This window comes from Streptomyces mutabilis, from assembly GCF_046628145.1.
In the GTDB taxonomy this organism is placed as follows: Bacteria; Actinomycetota; Actinomycetes; order Streptomycetales; family Streptomycetaceae; genus Streptomyces; species Streptomyces mutabilis.
Window position 1 is genome coordinate 3,045,319 of sequence record NZ_CP176874.1, and the last position, 15,623, is coordinate 3,060,941.

At 72.2% G+C, this 15,623-nt stretch carries 12 protein-coding genes and 1 other RNA gene; 1 reads left to right on the forward strand and 12 read right to left on the reverse strand.

The features are described from left to right. Nucleotides 1-9: 9 nt before the first annotated feature. The 8 genes from ACLIN4_RS13565 to ACLIN4_RS13600 all read right to left on the reverse strand — a co-directional run bounded on the left by ACLIN4_RS13565 (nt 10) and on the right by ACLIN4_RS13600 (nt 10,864). Nucleotides 10-534, reverse strand: coding sequence for a sigma-70 family RNA polymerase sigma factor (locus tag ACLIN4_RS13565; RefSeq protein ID WP_007450155.1), 525 nt, complete (start codon nt 532-534; stop codon nt 10-12). A gap of 185 nt (nt 535-719) precedes the next feature. Further along, entirely contained in the window at nt 720-1,310 is a 591-nt protein-coding gene (locus tag ACLIN4_RS13570; protein WP_289903040.1) for a CGNR zinc finger domain-containing protein, read from the reverse strand. 153 nt (nt 1,311-1,463) lie between these two features. Continuing rightward, complete coding sequence (locus ACLIN4_RS13575; RefSeq protein WP_307653581.1) at nt 1,464-2,615, reverse strand: uroporphyrinogen-III synthase; 1,152 nt, start codon at nt 2,613-2,615, stop codon at nt 1,464-1,466. Between the two features lie 103 nt (nt 2,616-2,718). Beyond that, complete coding sequence (locus ACLIN4_RS13580; RefSeq protein ID WP_289903039.1) at nt 2,719-4,080, reverse strand: nitrate/nitrite transporter; 1,362 nt, start codon at nt 4,078-4,080, stop codon at nt 2,719-2,721. Between the two features lie 138 nt (nt 4,081-4,218). Then, nucleotides 4,219-5,628, reverse strand: coding sequence for an acyltransferase family protein (locus tag ACLIN4_RS13585; protein ID WP_411575816.1), 1,410 nt, complete (start codon nt 5,626-5,628; stop codon nt 4,219-4,221). Beyond that, nucleotides 5,625-7,823 carry a glycosyltransferase gene (locus ACLIN4_RS13590; protein ID WP_411575817.1) on the reverse strand — a complete coding sequence of 733 codons (2,199 nt, stop codon included), beginning with the start codon at nt 7,821-7,823 and terminating at the stop codon, nt 5,625-5,627. The genes ACLIN4_RS13585 and ACLIN4_RS13590 overlap by 4 nt, the downstream gene beginning before the upstream one ends. After that, nucleotides 7,823-9,682, reverse strand: a complete 1,860-nt coding sequence (locus ACLIN4_RS13595) for a hypothetical protein (protein ID WP_411575818.1) — start codon at nt 9,680-9,682, stop codon at nt 7,823-7,825. The genes ACLIN4_RS13590 and ACLIN4_RS13595 overlap by 1 nt, the downstream gene beginning before the upstream one ends. Before the next feature lie 210 nt (nt 9,683-9,892). Beyond that, complete coding sequence (locus ACLIN4_RS13600; protein WP_107479938.1) at nt 9,893-10,864, reverse strand: LysR family transcriptional regulator; 972 nt, start codon at nt 10,862-10,864, stop codon at nt 9,893-9,895. A gap of 83 nt (nt 10,865-10,947) precedes the next feature. Between ACLIN4_RS13600 and ACLIN4_RS13605 the strand changes: the two genes are divergently transcribed. Next, nucleotides 10,948-12,243 carry an MFS transporter gene (locus ACLIN4_RS13605; protein ID WP_411575819.1) on the forward strand — a complete coding sequence of 432 codons (1,296 nt, stop codon included), beginning with the start codon at nt 10,948-10,950 and terminating at the stop codon, nt 12,241-12,243. A 156-nt stretch (nt 12,244-12,399) separates the two neighbouring features. Here ACLIN4_RS13605 and ssrA read toward each other — a convergent pair. From ssrA to ftsX, 4 genes are all read right to left on the reverse strand, one after another. Then, nucleotides 12,400-12,800: a transfer-messenger RNA gene (gene ssrA / locus ACLIN4_RS13610) on the reverse strand. Nucleotides 12,801-12,906: 106 nt separating this feature from the next. Then, nucleotides 12,907-13,386 (reverse strand): SsrA-binding protein SmpB, encoded by a 480-nt coding sequence (gene smpB / locus ACLIN4_RS13615; protein WP_043372430.1) that lies wholly within the window; start codon nt 13,384-13,386, stop codon nt 12,907-12,909. Between the two features lie 47 nt (nt 13,387-13,433). Next, the gene (locus tag ACLIN4_RS13620) at nt 13,434-14,612 is read right to left on the reverse strand and encodes a S41 family peptidase (RefSeq protein WP_289903034.1); all 1,179 of its coding nucleotides are present in this window, start codon (nt 14,610-14,612) and stop codon (nt 13,434-13,436) included. A gap of 68 nt (nt 14,613-14,680) precedes the next feature. Next, a complete protein-coding gene (gene ftsX, locus ACLIN4_RS13625; RefSeq protein ID WP_043372428.1) occupies nt 14,681-15,598 on the reverse strand; it encodes a permease-like cell division protein FtsX in 918 nt (305 codons plus the stop codon). Nucleotides 15,599-15,623: the final 25 nt, after the last annotated feature.

The following is a 15,623-nucleotide window of genomic DNA, read 5'->3' on the forward strand; positions in this document are numbered from 1 at the left end:
ACCCGCTCATCACGCCGTCACCCCCCGCTCCTCCAGAGCCAGCTTCATCGAACGCAGGGCGTAGAACACCCGGGAGCGAACGGTGCCGCTGGGTATGCCCAGTGTCTGCGCCGCCTCATTGACGGTACGCCCTTTGAAGTACGTCTCGACGAGGACCTCCCGGTGGGCCGGGGTCAGGTCGTCGAGCGCGTCCGACAGCGTCATCAGCCACAGCGCCTTGTCGATCTCGTCCTCCGCGGGGATGACCTCCAGCGGCGACGGATCGACCTCCTGCGGCCGGGCCTGCCGGCTGCGGTGGCCGTCGATGACGATGCGCCGGGCGACCGTCACCAGCCAGGGGCGTACCGATCCGGTCGCACGGTTGAGCTGACCGGCGTTCTTCCAGGCACGGATGAGCGTCTCCTGGACGACGTCCTCGGCGCGCTGGCGGTCCCCCGCGACCAGCCGCAGCACGTACGCCAGCAAGGGGCCCGCGTGCTCCCGGTACAGGGCGCGCATCAGCTCCTCGTCGGGTTCCGAGGACGACTGGGACATGCGATGTCGGGCCCTGGCACCTCGGTCATTGGCCACGACGGAATCCTTGCGCACGCCCACCTCCGATGTCCGGGGGTTCCCCCAGTCGGTCGCTCGCCCATCCGGTACGGGCGCGGAGTGCGGGGTGTTCAAAGCGAGATGACAGTTTTCTCGGGAGGACGGTACCGATCGGGACGCAGCCGGACTTACCGGGCGAGGGCGGCGCGCCTGCGGTGCCGGGCGACGCGTTCGCGGTTCCCGCAGACCTCGCTGGAGCACCAGCGCCGGCGGCGGCCGCGGGACGTGTCGACGTACACGATGGGGCAGTTGTCGCCCTCGCACTGCCTCAGGCTCGCCCGTGCGACGGGGTCGGTGAGCAGTTCCACGGCGTCCCGGGCGAGGGCGCCGAGCAGTGCCGCGCACTCCGGCGGACCGGTCAACTCCCTCACCAGCGCCCCGTCCTCGCCGCGCACCGCGCGCGGCGCCGGGGGCGCGGAGACGGCCAGGGCGTTGACGCGGGTGAGCGCGTGGTCGTACGGGACGGCGCCGGGGCCCGGCCGGGCACGGACCAGTCGGGCGGTCTGACAGCGCAGTTCACGGAAGCGGGCGAGCCAGGAGGCGTCGGCGTGGGTCAGCGGCGTGCCGGGCGGGACGAGTCCGGACCCGGTGATCCAGGCGCCCAGCGCCGCGACGGAGACGAGGCGTTCCACGGGGTGGGTGGTGGCGAGGAGGTCGAGGCAGATCCGCCCGGTGTCGAACCGCAGCTCGTACGGGCCGGTGGCCGTGCCCAGTGCCATGTTCCTGTCACCGCCTTGGGGTGCCCGGTGGGGCGGGCCGGAGAGGGGAGCAGGGGAACCGCTCCCTCTACAGTGCCTGCCCGTTCCCGCCGCCGGAACCCCTCGTACCGCCCCTGACCGGTTGCCCGCTCACGAGGACCGGGCCCGCCGCCCTCACCCGTCCGTGTACTTGGCGTCGGTCGCGGGGTCCAGGGCGAGGCGGTAGCCGCGTTTCACCACCGTCTGGATCAGCTTGGGAGCGCCGAGGGACGTGCGCAGGCGGGCCATCGCCGTCTCGACGGCGTGTTCGTCGCGGCCGGTGCCCGGCAGGGCGCGCAGGAGTTCCGCGCGGGGGACGACCCAGCCGGGCCGGCGGGACAGGGCCCGCAGCAGGGACATGCCGGCGGGCGGCACGGTCCTGAGCTCCCCGTCGACGAGGACCGCGTGGCCGCGGACCTCCAGCCGGTGCCCGGCGACCGGCAACGCGCGGGCGCGCCCCGGGAGTTCCCGGCACAGGAGCTGGACGAGGGGGCCGAGCCGGAAGCGTTCGGGCTGGACGGTGTCGACGCCGTGCCCCTGGAGCGGCACCGCGGTCACCGGACCGACGCAGGCCGGCAGCACGTCGTGGCCGAACGCGGCGAGCAGTTCGGGCAGCAGACCGCGCTCCTCGGCGCGGGAGAGGAGGGACGCGGCCGCGGGCGCGCTGGTGAAGGTCACGGCGTCCACGCCCCGGGAGACGGCGGCGTCCAGCAACCGGTCCACGGGGCCGAGGTCCTCCGGCGGCAGCCACCGGTAGACGGGCACGCCCACGACCTCGGCGCCGCCCGCCTTCAGCGACTCCACGAACCCCGGCAGCGGCTCACCGTGCAGCTGTACGGCGATCCGGCGGCCGTCGACGCCCTGCTCCAGGAGCCGGTCCAGCACCTCGGCCATGGACTCGGACGCCGGCGACCACTCCTCCGTCAGTCCGGCGGCCCGGACCGCGCCCTTGACCTTGGGCCCGCGCGCGAGCAGTTCCACGGCACGCAGGCGCTCCAGCAGGGCGTCGCCGAGCCCCCAGCCGTCGGCGGCCTCCACCCACCCGCGGAACCCGATGGCGGTGGTGGCCACGACGACGTCCGGTGCCTGGTCGATGAGCTGCTTGGTCGCGGCCAGCAGCTCGCTGTCGTCGGCGAGCGGCACGATCCTGATCGCGGGTGCGTGCAGGACGGCGGCGCCGCGCCGCTGGAGCAGCGCGCCCAGTTCGTCGGCCCGGCGGGCGGCGGTCACGCCCACGGTGAAACCGGCGAGGGGGCCGTGCTCGGGTCGCTGCTGTTCGTCGTCCATCATTCTCGTCCCGATCGTCCCGGTCGTCGTACTGACTGCACGGCGACGAGCCTGTCAACGGCGCGTGACGGGCTCGGTTCCGCTTCATGTCACCAGTGTTACGTCACACCTCGGCGTAGCTGAGCCGGCTCTTCGCCTCGGCCGTGTCCGCCGGGCCGTCCGGCGTCCGCACGGCCGGGCGGCGAAGGTATACCGCCCATGTGACGGCGAAGCAGACGGCGTAGTAGGCGAGGAACGCGACGAAGGCGCCGGTGCCGGAGCCGACGGAGAGGAAGGACTGCCGGAAGGCGAGGTTGATGGCGACGCCGCCGAGCGCGCCGACCGCGCCGATCAGCCCCATGGAGGCACCGGAGAGCCGCCGCCCGTACGCCACGGCCTCCTCCCCCGTCAGCCCCCTGGCCAGGGCCTTGTTCTGGAAGATGCCGGGGATCATCTTGAACGTCGAGCCGTTGCCGAGCCCGCTGAGCACGAACAGCGCCACGAACACGGCGACGAACAGCGCGAGCGACTTCGCCATGCTGGCGGCGACGAGCACGGCGGTGGCGGCGGCCATGGCGACGAAGTTCCACAGGGTGATCCGCGCGCCGCCGTACCGGTCGGCGAGCCTGCCGCCCAGCGGCCGGATCAGGGAGCCGAGCAGCGGACCGATGAAGGTCAGGTACGCCGCCTGGAGCGGGGTCCGCCCGAACTGGGTCGTCAGCACCTGCCCGAAGGCGAAGCTGTAGCCGATGAACGACCCGAAGGTGCCGATGTACAGCACGGCCATGATCCAGGTGTGGCCGTCCCTGGCGGCGTCCTTGGCGGCCCCGGTGTCGTTCTTCACGGAGGCGAGGTTGTCCATGAAGCGGGCGGCGAGGACGGCGGCCACCAGGATCAGCGGGATGTAGATGCCGAGCAGCACCCGGGGCCCGCCGCCCGCCCCGATGATCGCGAGGGCGGTCAGCTGGATCACCGGCACGCCGATGTTCCCGCCGCCCGCGTTGAGACCGAGCGCCCAGCCCTTCTTCCGGAGCGGGAAGAAGGCGTTGATGTTGGTCATGGAGGACGCGAAGTTGCCCCCGCCGATGCCGGCCAGCAGCCCGACCAGGAGGAACGTCGAGAAGGACGTCCCCGGCTCCATGACCGCGAAGGCGGCGACGGTCGGTACGAGCAGCAGCCCGGCGGAGATGATCGTCCAGTTCCGCCCGCCGAAGACGGCGACGGCGAAGGTGTAGGGCACCCGCACGACGGCCCCGACGAGCGTCACCACGGACGTCAGCAGGAACTTGTCGGCCGGTGTCAGCCCGTACTCCGGGCCCATGAAGAGCACCAGCACCGACCACAGGGTCCAGACCGAGAACCCGATGTGCTCGGAGAGGACGGAGAAGAACAGGTTCCGCCGGGCGACCCGCTCCCCCGTCTCCTTCCAGAAGGTCTCGTCCTCCGGATCCCAGTGCTGGATCCAGCGGCGGCCAGGGACTGTCATGACGCCTCCACGGTGCTCCACAGCTCCATTGCCGCGAAGGTAGGGAGGACGCGTTTCGGGCCGGTGGGGCTGCGGATGACCGGAAGGGAACGTTGCTCTCACCCGGCGCGGGAGCCGGGTGAGAGGTCCGGGCGGGCGTCAGCCCCTGTGCGCCGCCCTCGTTCCGGGCCGTCCGCCGGTGGAGCGCTTCGTGCCGTTCGGCCACAGCCGCGGCTTCCGCTTCGCCGCCAGGTCCTCGACCCAGCCCACCGCGAGGACCATCAGGCCGATGAGCGGCCAGACCAGGGCGAACATCCAGATCGTGTACGCGCCGTCGAGGGCGCCGACCGCGCGTTCGCTCTGCATGAAGGGGAGCCGGTAGGCGAGGTCGATGATCGGGACCGTCGCCATGATCAGCAGGTTGTGCCACAGGTAGATGGTGACCGCGCGGTTGTTGGAGAGGGTCACCAGCTTGTCCCACTTGGCCAGCCGGCCCGGGAGTTCCCGCCACGACGGGGAGTACTGGAGCAGGATCACGACGAAGCCGAAGGACCAGGTGGCCTGGGCCAGCGGGATGTCGTTGAGGTCCCAGCCGTCGGGGCCCAGGTGGTTCGAGGCCCACCACAGCCCGAAGGCCATCACCAGCGACGCGCAGGACACGGAGACGTACCGCGGGATCTGCTTCAGCAGGCCCTCGTGGTGGGCGAAGCCCAGGACCCAGCAGCCGCCGTAGACCGCGAAGTCGGTGACCGCGTTGCCGGTCTCGCCGGGGATCTTCACCAGGCCGGTGCCGACGATCGCCGTCAGGCCCAGCGGCGCGAGCAGCGTCGGCCACGGTGCCTTGCGGAACAGCCACAGCAGCAGCGGCGAGGCGAGGACGAACCAGAGGTACGCGCGCAGGTACCACAGCGGCCCAGCGGCCTGCACCGCCCAGGTGTCCTCCAGCAGGCCGGACGGGGAGCCGACGTGCCAGGGGTAGGGCGGGGCGCCGATCGGGACGATGTAGTTGAACAGCCCGATCAGGCCCCAGGTGTCGCCGTGGTCCGGGTCGTCGGTCGGGTTCCAGCCGTTGACGAACATCATCGCCAGCACGACCGCGGCGAACGCCCACATGGGCGGCAGCAGCCGGCGCACGCGTCCGCGGATCACGCTCAGCGCCGGACGCTTCAGCGACCGGGCCATCAGTGAGCCCGCCAGCGCGAACATCACGCCCATCGACGGGAAGACCACCGAAAGCCAGGCCCAGCCGAACAGGTGGTACACGACGACGCGGACCAGGGCGATGGAACGCAGCAGGTCCAGGTACCGGTCGCGGCCCGGCTTCCCGGCGGCGGGGGCGGGGGCGGGCGGGGGCGCCGTGTCGGGTGCGGGCTCCGTCGTGCGCTGCTGCGGGACGGCGTACGGCGTCCCCGCGGCCGCGTCGGGGCCCTGGGCACGGGTCGCGCCGTACGGCACCCCGTACGGGTCCGAGCCAGGGCCCGTACCGGTCGAACCAGCCGGACCGGTAGAACCGGTCGATCCGGTCGATCCGGTCGATCCGGTCGATCCGGTCGTGTATCCGTGGGTCATGCCACGGGCCTCCGATCATCGCTGCTCTGCGAGCGCTGCCGCGGCACGGAGCCGCCGGGCGCGCCGACGGCACCGGTGCGCCGGAGCTTCTGCCAGCGCAGGCGGCCGCCGGTGAGCGCGGTGATCCAGGACTGGAGCAGCACGACGTACATGAGCTGGCGGTACAGGATCTGCTGCAGCGGCAGCGAGATCAGGTGGGTCATGCGTTCGCGGTCGAGGCGGAAGGCGTACGCCGCGCAGACGGCCTGGATGGCCAGGACGCCCAGCCACGCCACGATCGTCTTCTCGGTCGGGCCGAAGACGATGCCGTAGAGCAGGAAGACGTCGATCAGCGGCGCGAGCAGCGGGGCCAGGACCATGAACAGGGAGACGAAGGGCAGGCCCACGCGGCCGAAGCGGCCCGAGGGGCCCTTCTCGATCACCGCGCGGCGGTGCTTCCAGATGGCCTGCATGGTGCCGTACGACCAGCGGTAGCGCTGGGACCACAGCTGCTGGACGGTCTCCGGGGCCTCGGTCCAGGCGCGGGCGTTCTCGGCGTAGACCACGCGCCAGCCGGCGCGGTGCAGCGCCATCGTGACGTCGGTGTCCTCGGCGAGGGTGTCGTCGCTCATGCCGCCGATGGGTTCGAGGGCGGAGCGGCGGAAGGCGCCCACGGCGCCGGGGATGGTCGGCATGCAGCGCAGCACGTCGTACATCCGGCGGTCCAGGTTGAAGCCCATCACGTACTCGATGTGCTGCCAGGCGCCGATGAGGCTGTCCTTGTTGCCGACCTTGGCGTTGCCGGCCACCGCGCCGACCTTCGGGTCGCCGAAGGGCTGGACGAGTTCGCGGACGGTGGACGGTTCGAAGACCGTGTCGCCGTCCATCATGACGACGATGTCGTGACGGGCGTTCGCCAGGCCCCGGTTGAGGGCGGCCGGCTTGCCCGCGTTGAGCTGGCGGATCACCCGGACGCCCGGCAGGCCCATCGCCTCGACGATGCGGGCGGTGCCGTCGCTGGAGCCGTCGTCGATGACGATGACCTCGATCGGGTGGTCACTGGCCATCAGCGAACGGACGGTGTTCTCGATGCACTTGGCCTCGTTGTACGCCGGGACCAGCACCGTCACCGGTTCGGTGACCGGCGGGCCCCAGCGGAAGCCCTTGCGGCGGACCCGGCGGGCGTGGACGCCGGAGAGCAGCAGCATCAGCACGAAACGCCCGATGACCAGCGTGCCGATGACCGCGAGGCCGACCACCAGGCCGTCGGTGATCTTCTCGGATGCCTGGACGAGGAAGATCCAGGCCTTGCCCTTCCAGAGTTCGGCGCCGGTCACCGGGGTCATCGCGCTGGGCGCGTCCAGGGCCTCGGTGAGGTTGTCGAACTCGTAGCCCTTCTCCTGCAGGTCGGGCAGGAACTTGTCCAGCGCCGCGACCGTCTGGCTGCGGTCGCCGCCCGAGTCGTGCATGAGGACGATGGCGCCCTCGCCGCCCTTGGGCGTGGCGCGGCGGATGATCTCTTCGACGCCGGGCCGCTGCCAGTCCTCGCTGTCGGTGTTGTTGACGACGGTGATGTAGCCGCGGCTGCCTATGTACTCGGTGACCGGCCAGGACTTGTTGTCCATGGCGTCGGCGAAGGAGGAGTACGGCGGGCGGAAGAGCGAGGTGCGGATGCCGGCCGCGCCGGTGATCGCCAGCTGGTTCTGCGACAGCTCCCAGTCGATGCGCTTCTTGGACTGGAAGGAGAGGTCGGGGTGGTTGAAGGTGTGCAGGCCGACCTCGTGGCCCTCGTCGACCATGCGCTCGACCAGGTCCGGGTAGCGGGAGGCCATGGTGCCGGTGACGAAGAAGACCGCGTGCGCGTCGTGCTTCTTCAGCACGTCCAGCACCCTGGGTGTCCAGGTCGGGTCCGGGCCGTCGTCGAAGGTGAGGACCAGACGGTGGTCCGGCACGCTCAGGCTCTCGGTGCGGCCGCCGCGGGCGTCGATGACCGGGCCGCCCTCGAGGATCTTCTCCGGCACCTGGTCGGTGGCGGCGGGCGGCTGGACGCGGTGGTCGGCGAGGATCTCGCTGTGCACGTATCCGCGCAGCATGAGCATCGCGGCCAGGGCCACCAGGACCAGCAGCGGGAGCAGCAGGCGCAGGGGCAGGCGGCGGCGCCGGGAGCCGTCACGGGCGTTGCGCGCGGTTCCGTGACGGCGGGTGCGGAGTGCCATCAGAGGGTGTTCTCCGGGGACAGGTGAGGGGACGTGCGGGTGGTGTCCGAAGCGGCCGGTCCGGCGACGACTGTGGACCCGCCCGCGGAACCGGCGGCTCCGGCGGCGGAGAGGGGTGCGGAGCGGGGGCCGCTCGCGCCGTTGGCGATCGTGTCGCCGCCGGGGTCGGTGCCGGTGGTGGGGTCGACCGTGGGGCCGGTCGGCTCGACCGTGGGTTCGCCGCCACCCGCCGGGGGCGACGGGTCGGTGGAGGCGGGGGGCGGTTCCTGGGTCGACTGCGTCGGGTCCGGGGCGGTCGTGCCACCGCCGCCGCCCGGCTCGGTGCCGCCCGAGGTCCCGGAAGGCTCGGGGTCGGTGCTGGTGCCGGGCTGCCGCGCGCTGCCGGAGGCGCCGGGCGCGGGGGCGTCGGCGCCCGGTGCGGTGCTCACGCCGGCGACGGCCGAGGGGCTGGTCCGCGGGGCGGCACTGCCGGTGCCGGAGGGCTGGGCCGACCGGGAGGGCAGCGGGGTGGTGTCGACCTGGCCGGCCGGCTTGCCCTCCTGCTGGCCGTCCACGGGGAGCCAGGGCGCGTTGGAGTTGCCGGACAGCAGCGTGGAGACGATGACGACGGCGTAGATCGCGCAGGCGACGCCGACGGCTATGCCGAGGCGGCGGTAGAGACGGCTGCGGCGGCCGGACGCGTCGACGAAGACCGGCCCGTCGGAGCCCTCGGGGCCCTTCTTGCCGGGCTGCGGGCCGTCGGCCCGGCGGAGCACTCCGTCGCCGAGCTGGACGGCGTCGAGCTGGACCGTCACCTCGTGCGGGTCGTGCGTGTGGTCGGCGGTGGCTGCGGCGTCGGCATCGGCGTCCGGGGCGTCCTGCCACGGGTCGCGGAGGGCGGCGGTCGCCGGGCCGGACGCGGTGGTCGGGAACGCGCGGGTCGGGGACACCGGGGGCGTCGCCGGGGTGACCGGGGGCAGGACCTCGGTCCTGCCGGCGTCCGGGGCGGTGGTCGCCGGGCCGGACGCGGTGGCCGGGAACGCGCGGGCCGGGGACACCGGGGGCGTCGCCGGGGCGACCGGGGGCAGGACCTCGGTCCTGCCGGCGTCCGGGGCGGTGGTACGCCGGGCGGGGCCGGTCGGGTGTGCGCCGTCGGGGTCGGCACCACCGGGGTTCATGCCGTTCGGCTGGTTCGCGACCGGTGTCGCGGCGCCCGGCGTCCTCCGAGCGGGACCCACCCCGCCCGGGTTCGCGCCGGCCGGGTCGGTCTCGATCGGGTCGGTCGGGGACGGGGGCGTCCCGTTGTGGTTCGTCCTGGACGGAGTCGTCGGGGACGGGTTCGCACGGTTCGGCTTCGCCCCGCCCTGGAAGGGTCCGGACTGGTTCGCACCCCAGGTGATCCGTCCCCGGACCGCCGGGTCACGCCACCCCTGCGTACCGTCTCGGTCCATACGGCCCTGGCCTGTGCGGTCCTGGGCTATGCCGTCGTGGGCTATGCCGTCCGGATCTGTGCGGTCCCGGGGTATGCCCTCCCGGCCCATGCGGTCCTGGCCTATTCGGCCGCCGAGGACCTCGGTCCGGTCCGCGTCGGCGCTCCCGCGGGAGGCGAGGAGGCGCGTCTCGATGGCGTCCGGCGACGGCCGTTCGGCGGTCCCCGGCGTGTTCGCCCGCGTGGGGCCCTCGCCCAGGCGGCGGGATTCCGCTCCCGGGGCACCCGCGTCCCGACGCGCGGCGCCATCGGCGTTCCCGAACCATCCCGCGCCGGACCCGGCGGATGCCGTTCCGGTCGTCGGAGCCTCATCGGTCACCTGGAAGGGGTGGGCCGCCGGAAGCACCGCGGTGGCGTCGGCTTCCTGTCCCGCCTCCGGGACATCACGCATCCCGGACACAGTCTCGGTCCCCTCCGGTTGGGCGTCTTTCTGCCATTTCTCCACGCGCACGCACTTCCCCCACGGGACGGTTCCGGGTGCGCATTCGACTCCGAGCACCCGTCGATCGAACCGGCCCCCACCAGATTCGAGCGCCCCCTGTACCACACCGTGCTCAGGCCAAGAATGTAGCGCACGCGGAGGACGTGTGGTTGCCGCGTGTCAGTTACGAACGGACATCACAGCGGCGTCGGCGGCCGGAATCCATCCTCCCGCGGGCCTGCGGAGCCAGCCGTTCTCGGCCGCGACCTGGGACACCGCCCGGCGCAGCGCGTCGAACGCGGGGTGCACCAGCCCCTTTCGCCAGACAAGTGAGACCGGCGACAGTGGCACCGGTTCGACGAGCGGGCGCACCACCGTCGACGCCATGGCCGGAAAGCTCACCACGGCGAGGACCGGATTGCCCGCCTTGCCCATGATCCGCTGGAACTCCTCCTCCCCGACGGCCAGGGGCACGGGTGGCGCCACGTCGATGCCGCGCGACTCGAACAGGCGGTGCGCGAGGTCGGTCCACTCCGGCGTCCGCGAGTTCCCGGCACCGGCGTACACGGTCTCACCGGCGAGAGCGGCCAGCGGCACCTCGGGCAGCGGGGCCAGCGGGTGGCTCTCCGGCAGGACGACCGCCATCGGCTCGTAGCGGACGGGCTGGTGGGCGAGTCCGGTCCGCAGCGCCGGGTCCAGGCCCGCGAAACGGCCGAAGGAGGCGTCGATGCGGCCGGCGAGCAGTTCTCCCGCGGCGTACGTCAGTCCGCTCTCGTATCGGGCCATCAGCTCCTGACCGGGCGCCAGTTCACGGGCCCGTTCCAGGACCAGGCGGCCGGTGACCAGGCCCGGGGAGTTGAGGTCGACCAGCAGGGGCCGGGCCTGCCCGAAGGCGGCCAGGAGGTCGTCCTGCGCCTGGAGGACGCGGCGGGCGTACGGCAGCAGCCGCTCGCCGTCGGCCGTCAGGGTCACCTGCCGGGTGGTGCGGACGAACAGCTCGGCGCCCAACTCCCGCTCCAGGCGCCGTACGTCCCTGCTGAGCGCCTGCTGGGCGACGTACAGCCGGGCGGCGGCGCGGGTGAAGTGCAGCTCCTCGGCGACGGTGGTGAACGCGCGCAGGAGGCGGGGGTCGAGGTGGTCGGGTGCGGGCATCCGGCGAATTTACAACGGGAGTGCGTCAATGGGTACGGAGAAGGTGTTGGACCCGGTGATCGTCGCGGGGCGACGGTGAGTCCATGCCGCAATCGACTCCCGCACGCCCGTCCCCGCAGTCCCCCCTCCTCATCGTCACCGGTGACGCCCTGGTCGCCGCCGACTTCCGCCCCCGCACCCGGGACCGGCCGCCCGGCCCGTACCGGCGGCTCCTGACCACACCCGGCGCCCGAGGATTCACGACCGGAAATCTCATGGCACGGATGCCCATGGGCATGTTCAGCGTGAGCGCGGTCGTGATGATCGCCGGTACGCGCGGTTCCTACGCCCTCGCCGGCGCGGTCACCGCGACGGGGCTGGCGGCGACCGCGCTCGTCGCCCCGTGGATCGCGCGGCTCGTGGACCGGCACGGCCAGGCGCGGGTGGCGGTGCCCGCCACGCTGCTCGCGGCCCTGGGCTCGCTGGCCCTGGTGCTGTGCGTCCGGTACGGCGCCCCCTCCTGGACCCTGTTCGCCGCGTACGCCGCCACCGCGACGACGCCCAACACCGGCGGCATGGCCCGCGCCCGCTGGGCCCACCTGCTGAAGGGCGACCCGGACGCCCTGCACACCGCGAACTCCTTCGAGCAGGCAACCGACGAGCTGTGCTTCATGCTCGGGCCGGTGCTTGCGGCGTTCCTGTGCACGGCGCTGTTCCCGGAGGCGGGCACGCTCGTGGGCGTGGTGCTGCTGGTGAGCGGCATGCTGCTGTTCGCCGCCCAGCGCTCCACCGAGCCGCCGGCCCGGCCGCGCCCGACGGCGAAGGCCCCCTTCCGGGTGCCGGGCATTCCACCGCTGCTGGCCGTGTGCCTGGCGACGGGCGGGGTCTTCGGGGCGATGGAGGTGGTGACGATCGCGTTCGCGGACGCACAGGGCCACCGCGCGGCGGCCGGTGTGGTCCTCGCACTGCAGGCGGCCGGTTCCTGCGCGGCGGGCCTGCTGTACGGCGCGCTGAAGCCGGCCGGGCCCGCCGAGCGCCGCCTGCCGTGGTGCGTGGCCGCGATGACGGCCCTGCTCACGCTGCCCCTGCTCGCGGCGTCCCTCACCGGCTCCCTGCCGCTGCTGGCCCTCACGCTGCTGCTCGCCGGGATGGCCACGGCGCCGACGATGGTCACCACCATGACGCTGGTCCAGCACCGCACCCCTCCGGGCCGCCTGAACGAGGGCATGACCCTGGCGGTGACGGGCCTGCTCGGCGGCATCGCCTGCGGCAGCGCGACGGGCGGCTGGCTGGTCGAGCACGCCTCCCCCACGGCCGCGTACGTCATACCGGTCACGGCGGCGGCGACGGCCCTGCTGCTGGCGCTGCTGCCGGTGCCCCGGCGGACCACGGACACGTAGAAACCCCCTGGGTCACCGGCTCGTCGCCGGTGACCCAGGGGGCCCGAGGAGGGGGTGCGGGTGGCGAAGCCCCCGCCTCGCGCGGCTTCGCCGCGCAAAGAGACGACGAGGGCGACACGGCTCGCGCTTTCACGCGGGCACGTGTCGCCCTCGACCTCGTGGAGATGGCGGGAATCGAACCCGCGTCCAACGGTGCGGAACCAGGGCTTCTCCGTGTGCAGTCCGCTTCGATTTTCTCGGCCCCGGAGATCACGCGGACAAGTCTCCGACGGGCTCAGTCACTGTTTGGTTTCCCTCTTCACCCCGTGACCGGGATCAAGGTTTAGTCCCCTAGCTGATGCCAGGATCCGGGTCGGGAACAGCCCCGGGCTGACACTCCCTTTAGTAGGAGGCTCGCTCTGCTACCTGAGATCAGGCAGCGAGGGCGAAGGCCTGCTGGGAGGAATCGCGCTTGGTGTTGGCGATTATTTTTTTCGGCCTGTGGTTTACGAGATCATGGCCGCTTCCTCGACACGCTTCCCCTGCTTCGACAGCCGCTGTCGAAACCGATCATCCCCATGTTGATTTTTCAAACCCTCCGAGGAGGGGGCGCGCACCCTCTGTGGGGTGCAGATGCCATCGTACGTGACCAACGCACGCGGGTGCCAGCCTATTCCCAGGGGCTCAGGCCCGCTGCTTGCGCCGGATCGCCGAGATCGTCCGCTCCGCCTCGCGCCGGTCCTGCTTCTCCCGCAGGGTCTGCCGCTTGTCGTACTCCTTCTTGCCGCGTGCCAGCGCGATCTCGACCTTGGCCCGGCCGTCCTTGAAGTACAGCGCGAGCGGCACGATCGTGTGGCCCGTCTCCTGGGACTTGGCCTCCAGCTTGTCGATCTCCACTCGGTGCAGCAGCAGCTTCCGCTTGCGGCGGGCGCTGTGGTTGGTCCAGGTGCCCTGGCTGTACTCCGGCACGTGCACGTTGTGCAGCCAGGCTTCGTGTCCGTCCAGCTGCACGAAGCCGTCGACCAGCGATGCCCGCCCCTGGCGCAGTGACTTCACCTCGGTCCCCGACAGGACCAGACCGGCCTCGTAGGTGTCGAGGATCTGGTAGTCGTGCCGCGCCTTCTTGTTCTGCGCGATCAGCTTGCGCCCTTTTTCCTTAGCCATAGTGCGGTCCATTTTGGCACTACGGAGGGGGGCCGCGGAAAGCCGATTTACGCGGTCGGTCCCAGACCGCTCAGAACGGTCCGCGCCCGCTCCAGGGCGGCCGGGTCCGCCGGGTCGACCTCCAGGTCGGGCGTGATGCCCGTACCGTCGACGTCGCGGCCCAGGGGGGTGCGGTAGTGCCCGACGGTCAGCTCGGCCACCGAGCCGCCGGGCAGCCGGCTCGGCATCTGCACGGAGCCCTTGCCGAAGGTGCGCGAGCCCAGGACGACCGCCCGTCCGCGGTCCTGGAGGGCCCCGGTGAGGAGTTCGGCCGCGCTCATCGTGCCGCCGTCGACGAGCGCGACCAGGGGTCTGGTGGTGTCGCCGCCCGCTTCGGCGTGCAGCGCCCGCTGGTCGCCGTCGACGTCGTACGTGGTGACCAGGCCGCCGTCCAGGAAGGCGGAGGCGGCGGTCACGGCCTCGCCGACCAGGCCGCCGGAGTTGCCGCGCAGGTCGAGGACGACACCGGCCCCGGACGGCAGCCGCTCCACTTCGGAGCGCACCTGCTCGCCGACGCCCTTGGTGAAGGAGGTGACCCGGACGACGGTGAGGCCGTCGGCGAGCGTGCGCACCGTCACGGGTTCGGTCGACAGCCGGGCCCGCCGCAGGGTCTCGGTCCACGCGCGCGTGCCGCGTTCCAGGCCCAGCCGGACGGCGGTGCCGGCGGGGTCGTCCTCGGCGTCGCCGCGCAGTATGGAGACGACCTCGGTGACGGGACGCCCGTCGACCCGTTCGCCGTCGACGGTGCGCAGCCGGTCGCCCTCGCGGATGCCGGCCTCGGCGGCCGGCGAGTCGGACCTCACCTCGGTGACCTCGATGCGGCCGTCGCGCTCGCGGCGGGCGGAGAGCCCGACGCCGGTGTAGCGGCCGTCGAGGGCGTCCTCCAACTCCGCGTACTCGCCGCTGGAGTAGACGGCGCCCCAGCGGTCCCCGCTGCGGCTGACGGCGCGTTCGGCGGCCTCCACGGGGGACTTGCCGTCGGCCATCGCCTCGGCCGCCGCGCGGGCGACCTCCTCGTGCCGTTCGGCGGGAGCGGCCGGGCGGGGCGTGCCCGAGGCGGTTTTCCGGTCGGCCCCGGGGAGCGAGCCGGTCGCCGCGCCGGCGACGAGCACGCCCGTGAACACCAAGGCCAGGGCGGCCCCGTGGCGTGGGCGGCGGGGCTGACAGAACAGGTCACGACCTGACATGCCGGTGAGTCTAGGACAAGGCGAGAGGGCCGCACGGTCGCTTGCCCGTGCGGCCCTCTTGGCGTGTGTCACACCTTCAGATACTTGCGCAGCGCGAAGAACGCGGCCAACGCGGGCATCAGCAGGCTGGTGGCCAGGATGAGCGGCAGCTTCGTCAGTACGGCGTCCCAGCCGATGAAGTTGATCAGGTTCAACTTCTCGGACAGGGCGAGTCCGTGGTCGATGATGAAGTACCGGGCGGTCACCAGGAAGGCGCAGGCGACACCGCCGCCGATGAGCCCGGCGACGGCCGCCTCCATGATGAACGGCGCCTGGATGTAGAAGCCGGAGGCGCCGACCAGCCGCATGATGCCGGTCTCGCGGCGCCGGCTGAACGCCGAGACGCGCACCGTGTTGACGATCAGCATCAGCGCGACGACGAGCATCAGCGCCATCACCGCGCGCGCGGCCCAGTTCATGCCGTTCAGGAGCTCGAAGAGGTTGTCCAGGAGGCCCTTCTGGTCCTGCACGGACTGCACGCCGTCCCGGCCGTCGAAGGCGGTGGCGATGACCTGGTACTTCTCCGGGTCCTTGAGCTTGATCCGGTACGACTCCTGCATCTGGTCCGGCGTGAGGGAGCTGGCCAGCGGCGAGTCGCCGAACTGCTCCTTGTAGTGCTTGTACGCCTCGTCCTGCGACTCGTACGTCACCGTGTCGACGACGGCCATCTCGTCGAGGTCGGACTTGATCTGCTTCTTCTGGTCCTCGGTCACCGCGCCCTTGGCGCAGTTGGGGTCGGACTCGGCGTCGCTCTTGTTGCAGAGGAAGACCGAGACGTTGACCTTGTCGTACCAGTAGCCCTTCATGGTGTTGACCTGGTCGCTCATCAGCAGCGAACCGCCGAACAGGGCCAGGGACAGGGCGACGGAGACGATGACGGCGAAGGTCATCGTCAGATTGCGGCGAAGACCGACACCGATCTCCGAGAGCACGAACTGGGCGCGCATGGCGTCTCGTTAAGCCTTTCCGTTC

What these genes read in the sequence shown, in the direction of transcription:
- ACLIN4_RS13585 (WP_411575816.1), bottom strand. Translation starts at nt 5,628, where the DNA reads ATGACCCACGGATACACGACCGGATCGACCGGATCGACCGGATCGACC.
- ftsX (WP_043372428.1), bottom strand. Translation starts at nt 15,598, where the DNA reads ATGCGCGCCCAGTTCGTGCTCTCGGAGATCGGTGTCGGTCTTCGCCGC.
- ACLIN4_RS13590 (WP_411575817.1), bottom strand. Translation starts at nt 7,823, where the DNA reads ATGGCACTCCGCACCCGCCGTCACGGAACCGCGCGCAACGCCCGTGAC.
- ACLIN4_RS13605 (WP_411575819.1), top strand. Translation starts at nt 10,948, where the DNA reads ATGCCGCAATCGACTCCCGCACGCCCGTCCCCGCAGTCCCCCCTCCTC.
- ACLIN4_RS13600 (WP_107479938.1), bottom strand. Translation starts at nt 10,864, where the DNA reads ATGCCCGCACCCGACCACCTCGACCCCCGCCTCCTGCGCGCGTTCACC.
- ACLIN4_RS13570 (WP_289903040.1), bottom strand. Translation starts at nt 1,310, where the DNA reads ATGGCACTGGGCACGGCCACCGGCCCGTACGAGCTGCGGTTCGACACC.
- ACLIN4_RS13565 (WP_007450155.1), bottom strand. Translation starts at nt 534, where the DNA reads ATGTCCCAGTCGTCCTCGGAACCCGACGAGGAGCTGATGCGCGCCCTG.
- ACLIN4_RS13580 (WP_289903039.1), bottom strand. Translation starts at nt 4,080, where the DNA reads ATGACAGTCCCTGGCCGCCGCTGGATCCAGCACTGGGATCCGGAGGAC.
- ACLIN4_RS13620 (WP_289903034.1), bottom strand. Translation starts at nt 14,612, where the DNA reads ATGTCAGGTCGTGACCTGTTCTGTCAGCCCCGCCGCCCACGCCACGGG.
- smpB (WP_043372430.1), bottom strand. Translation starts at nt 13,386, where the DNA reads ATGGCTAAGGAAAAAGGGCGCAAGCTGATCGCGCAGAACAAGAAGGCG.
- ACLIN4_RS13595 (WP_411575818.1), bottom strand. Translation starts at nt 9,682, where the DNA reads ATGCGTGATGTCCCGGAGGCGGGACAGGAAGCCGACGCCACCGCGGTG.
- ACLIN4_RS13575 (WP_307653581.1), bottom strand. Translation starts at nt 2,615, where the DNA reads ATGGACGACGAACAGCAGCGACCCGAGCACGGCCCCCTCGCCGGTTTC.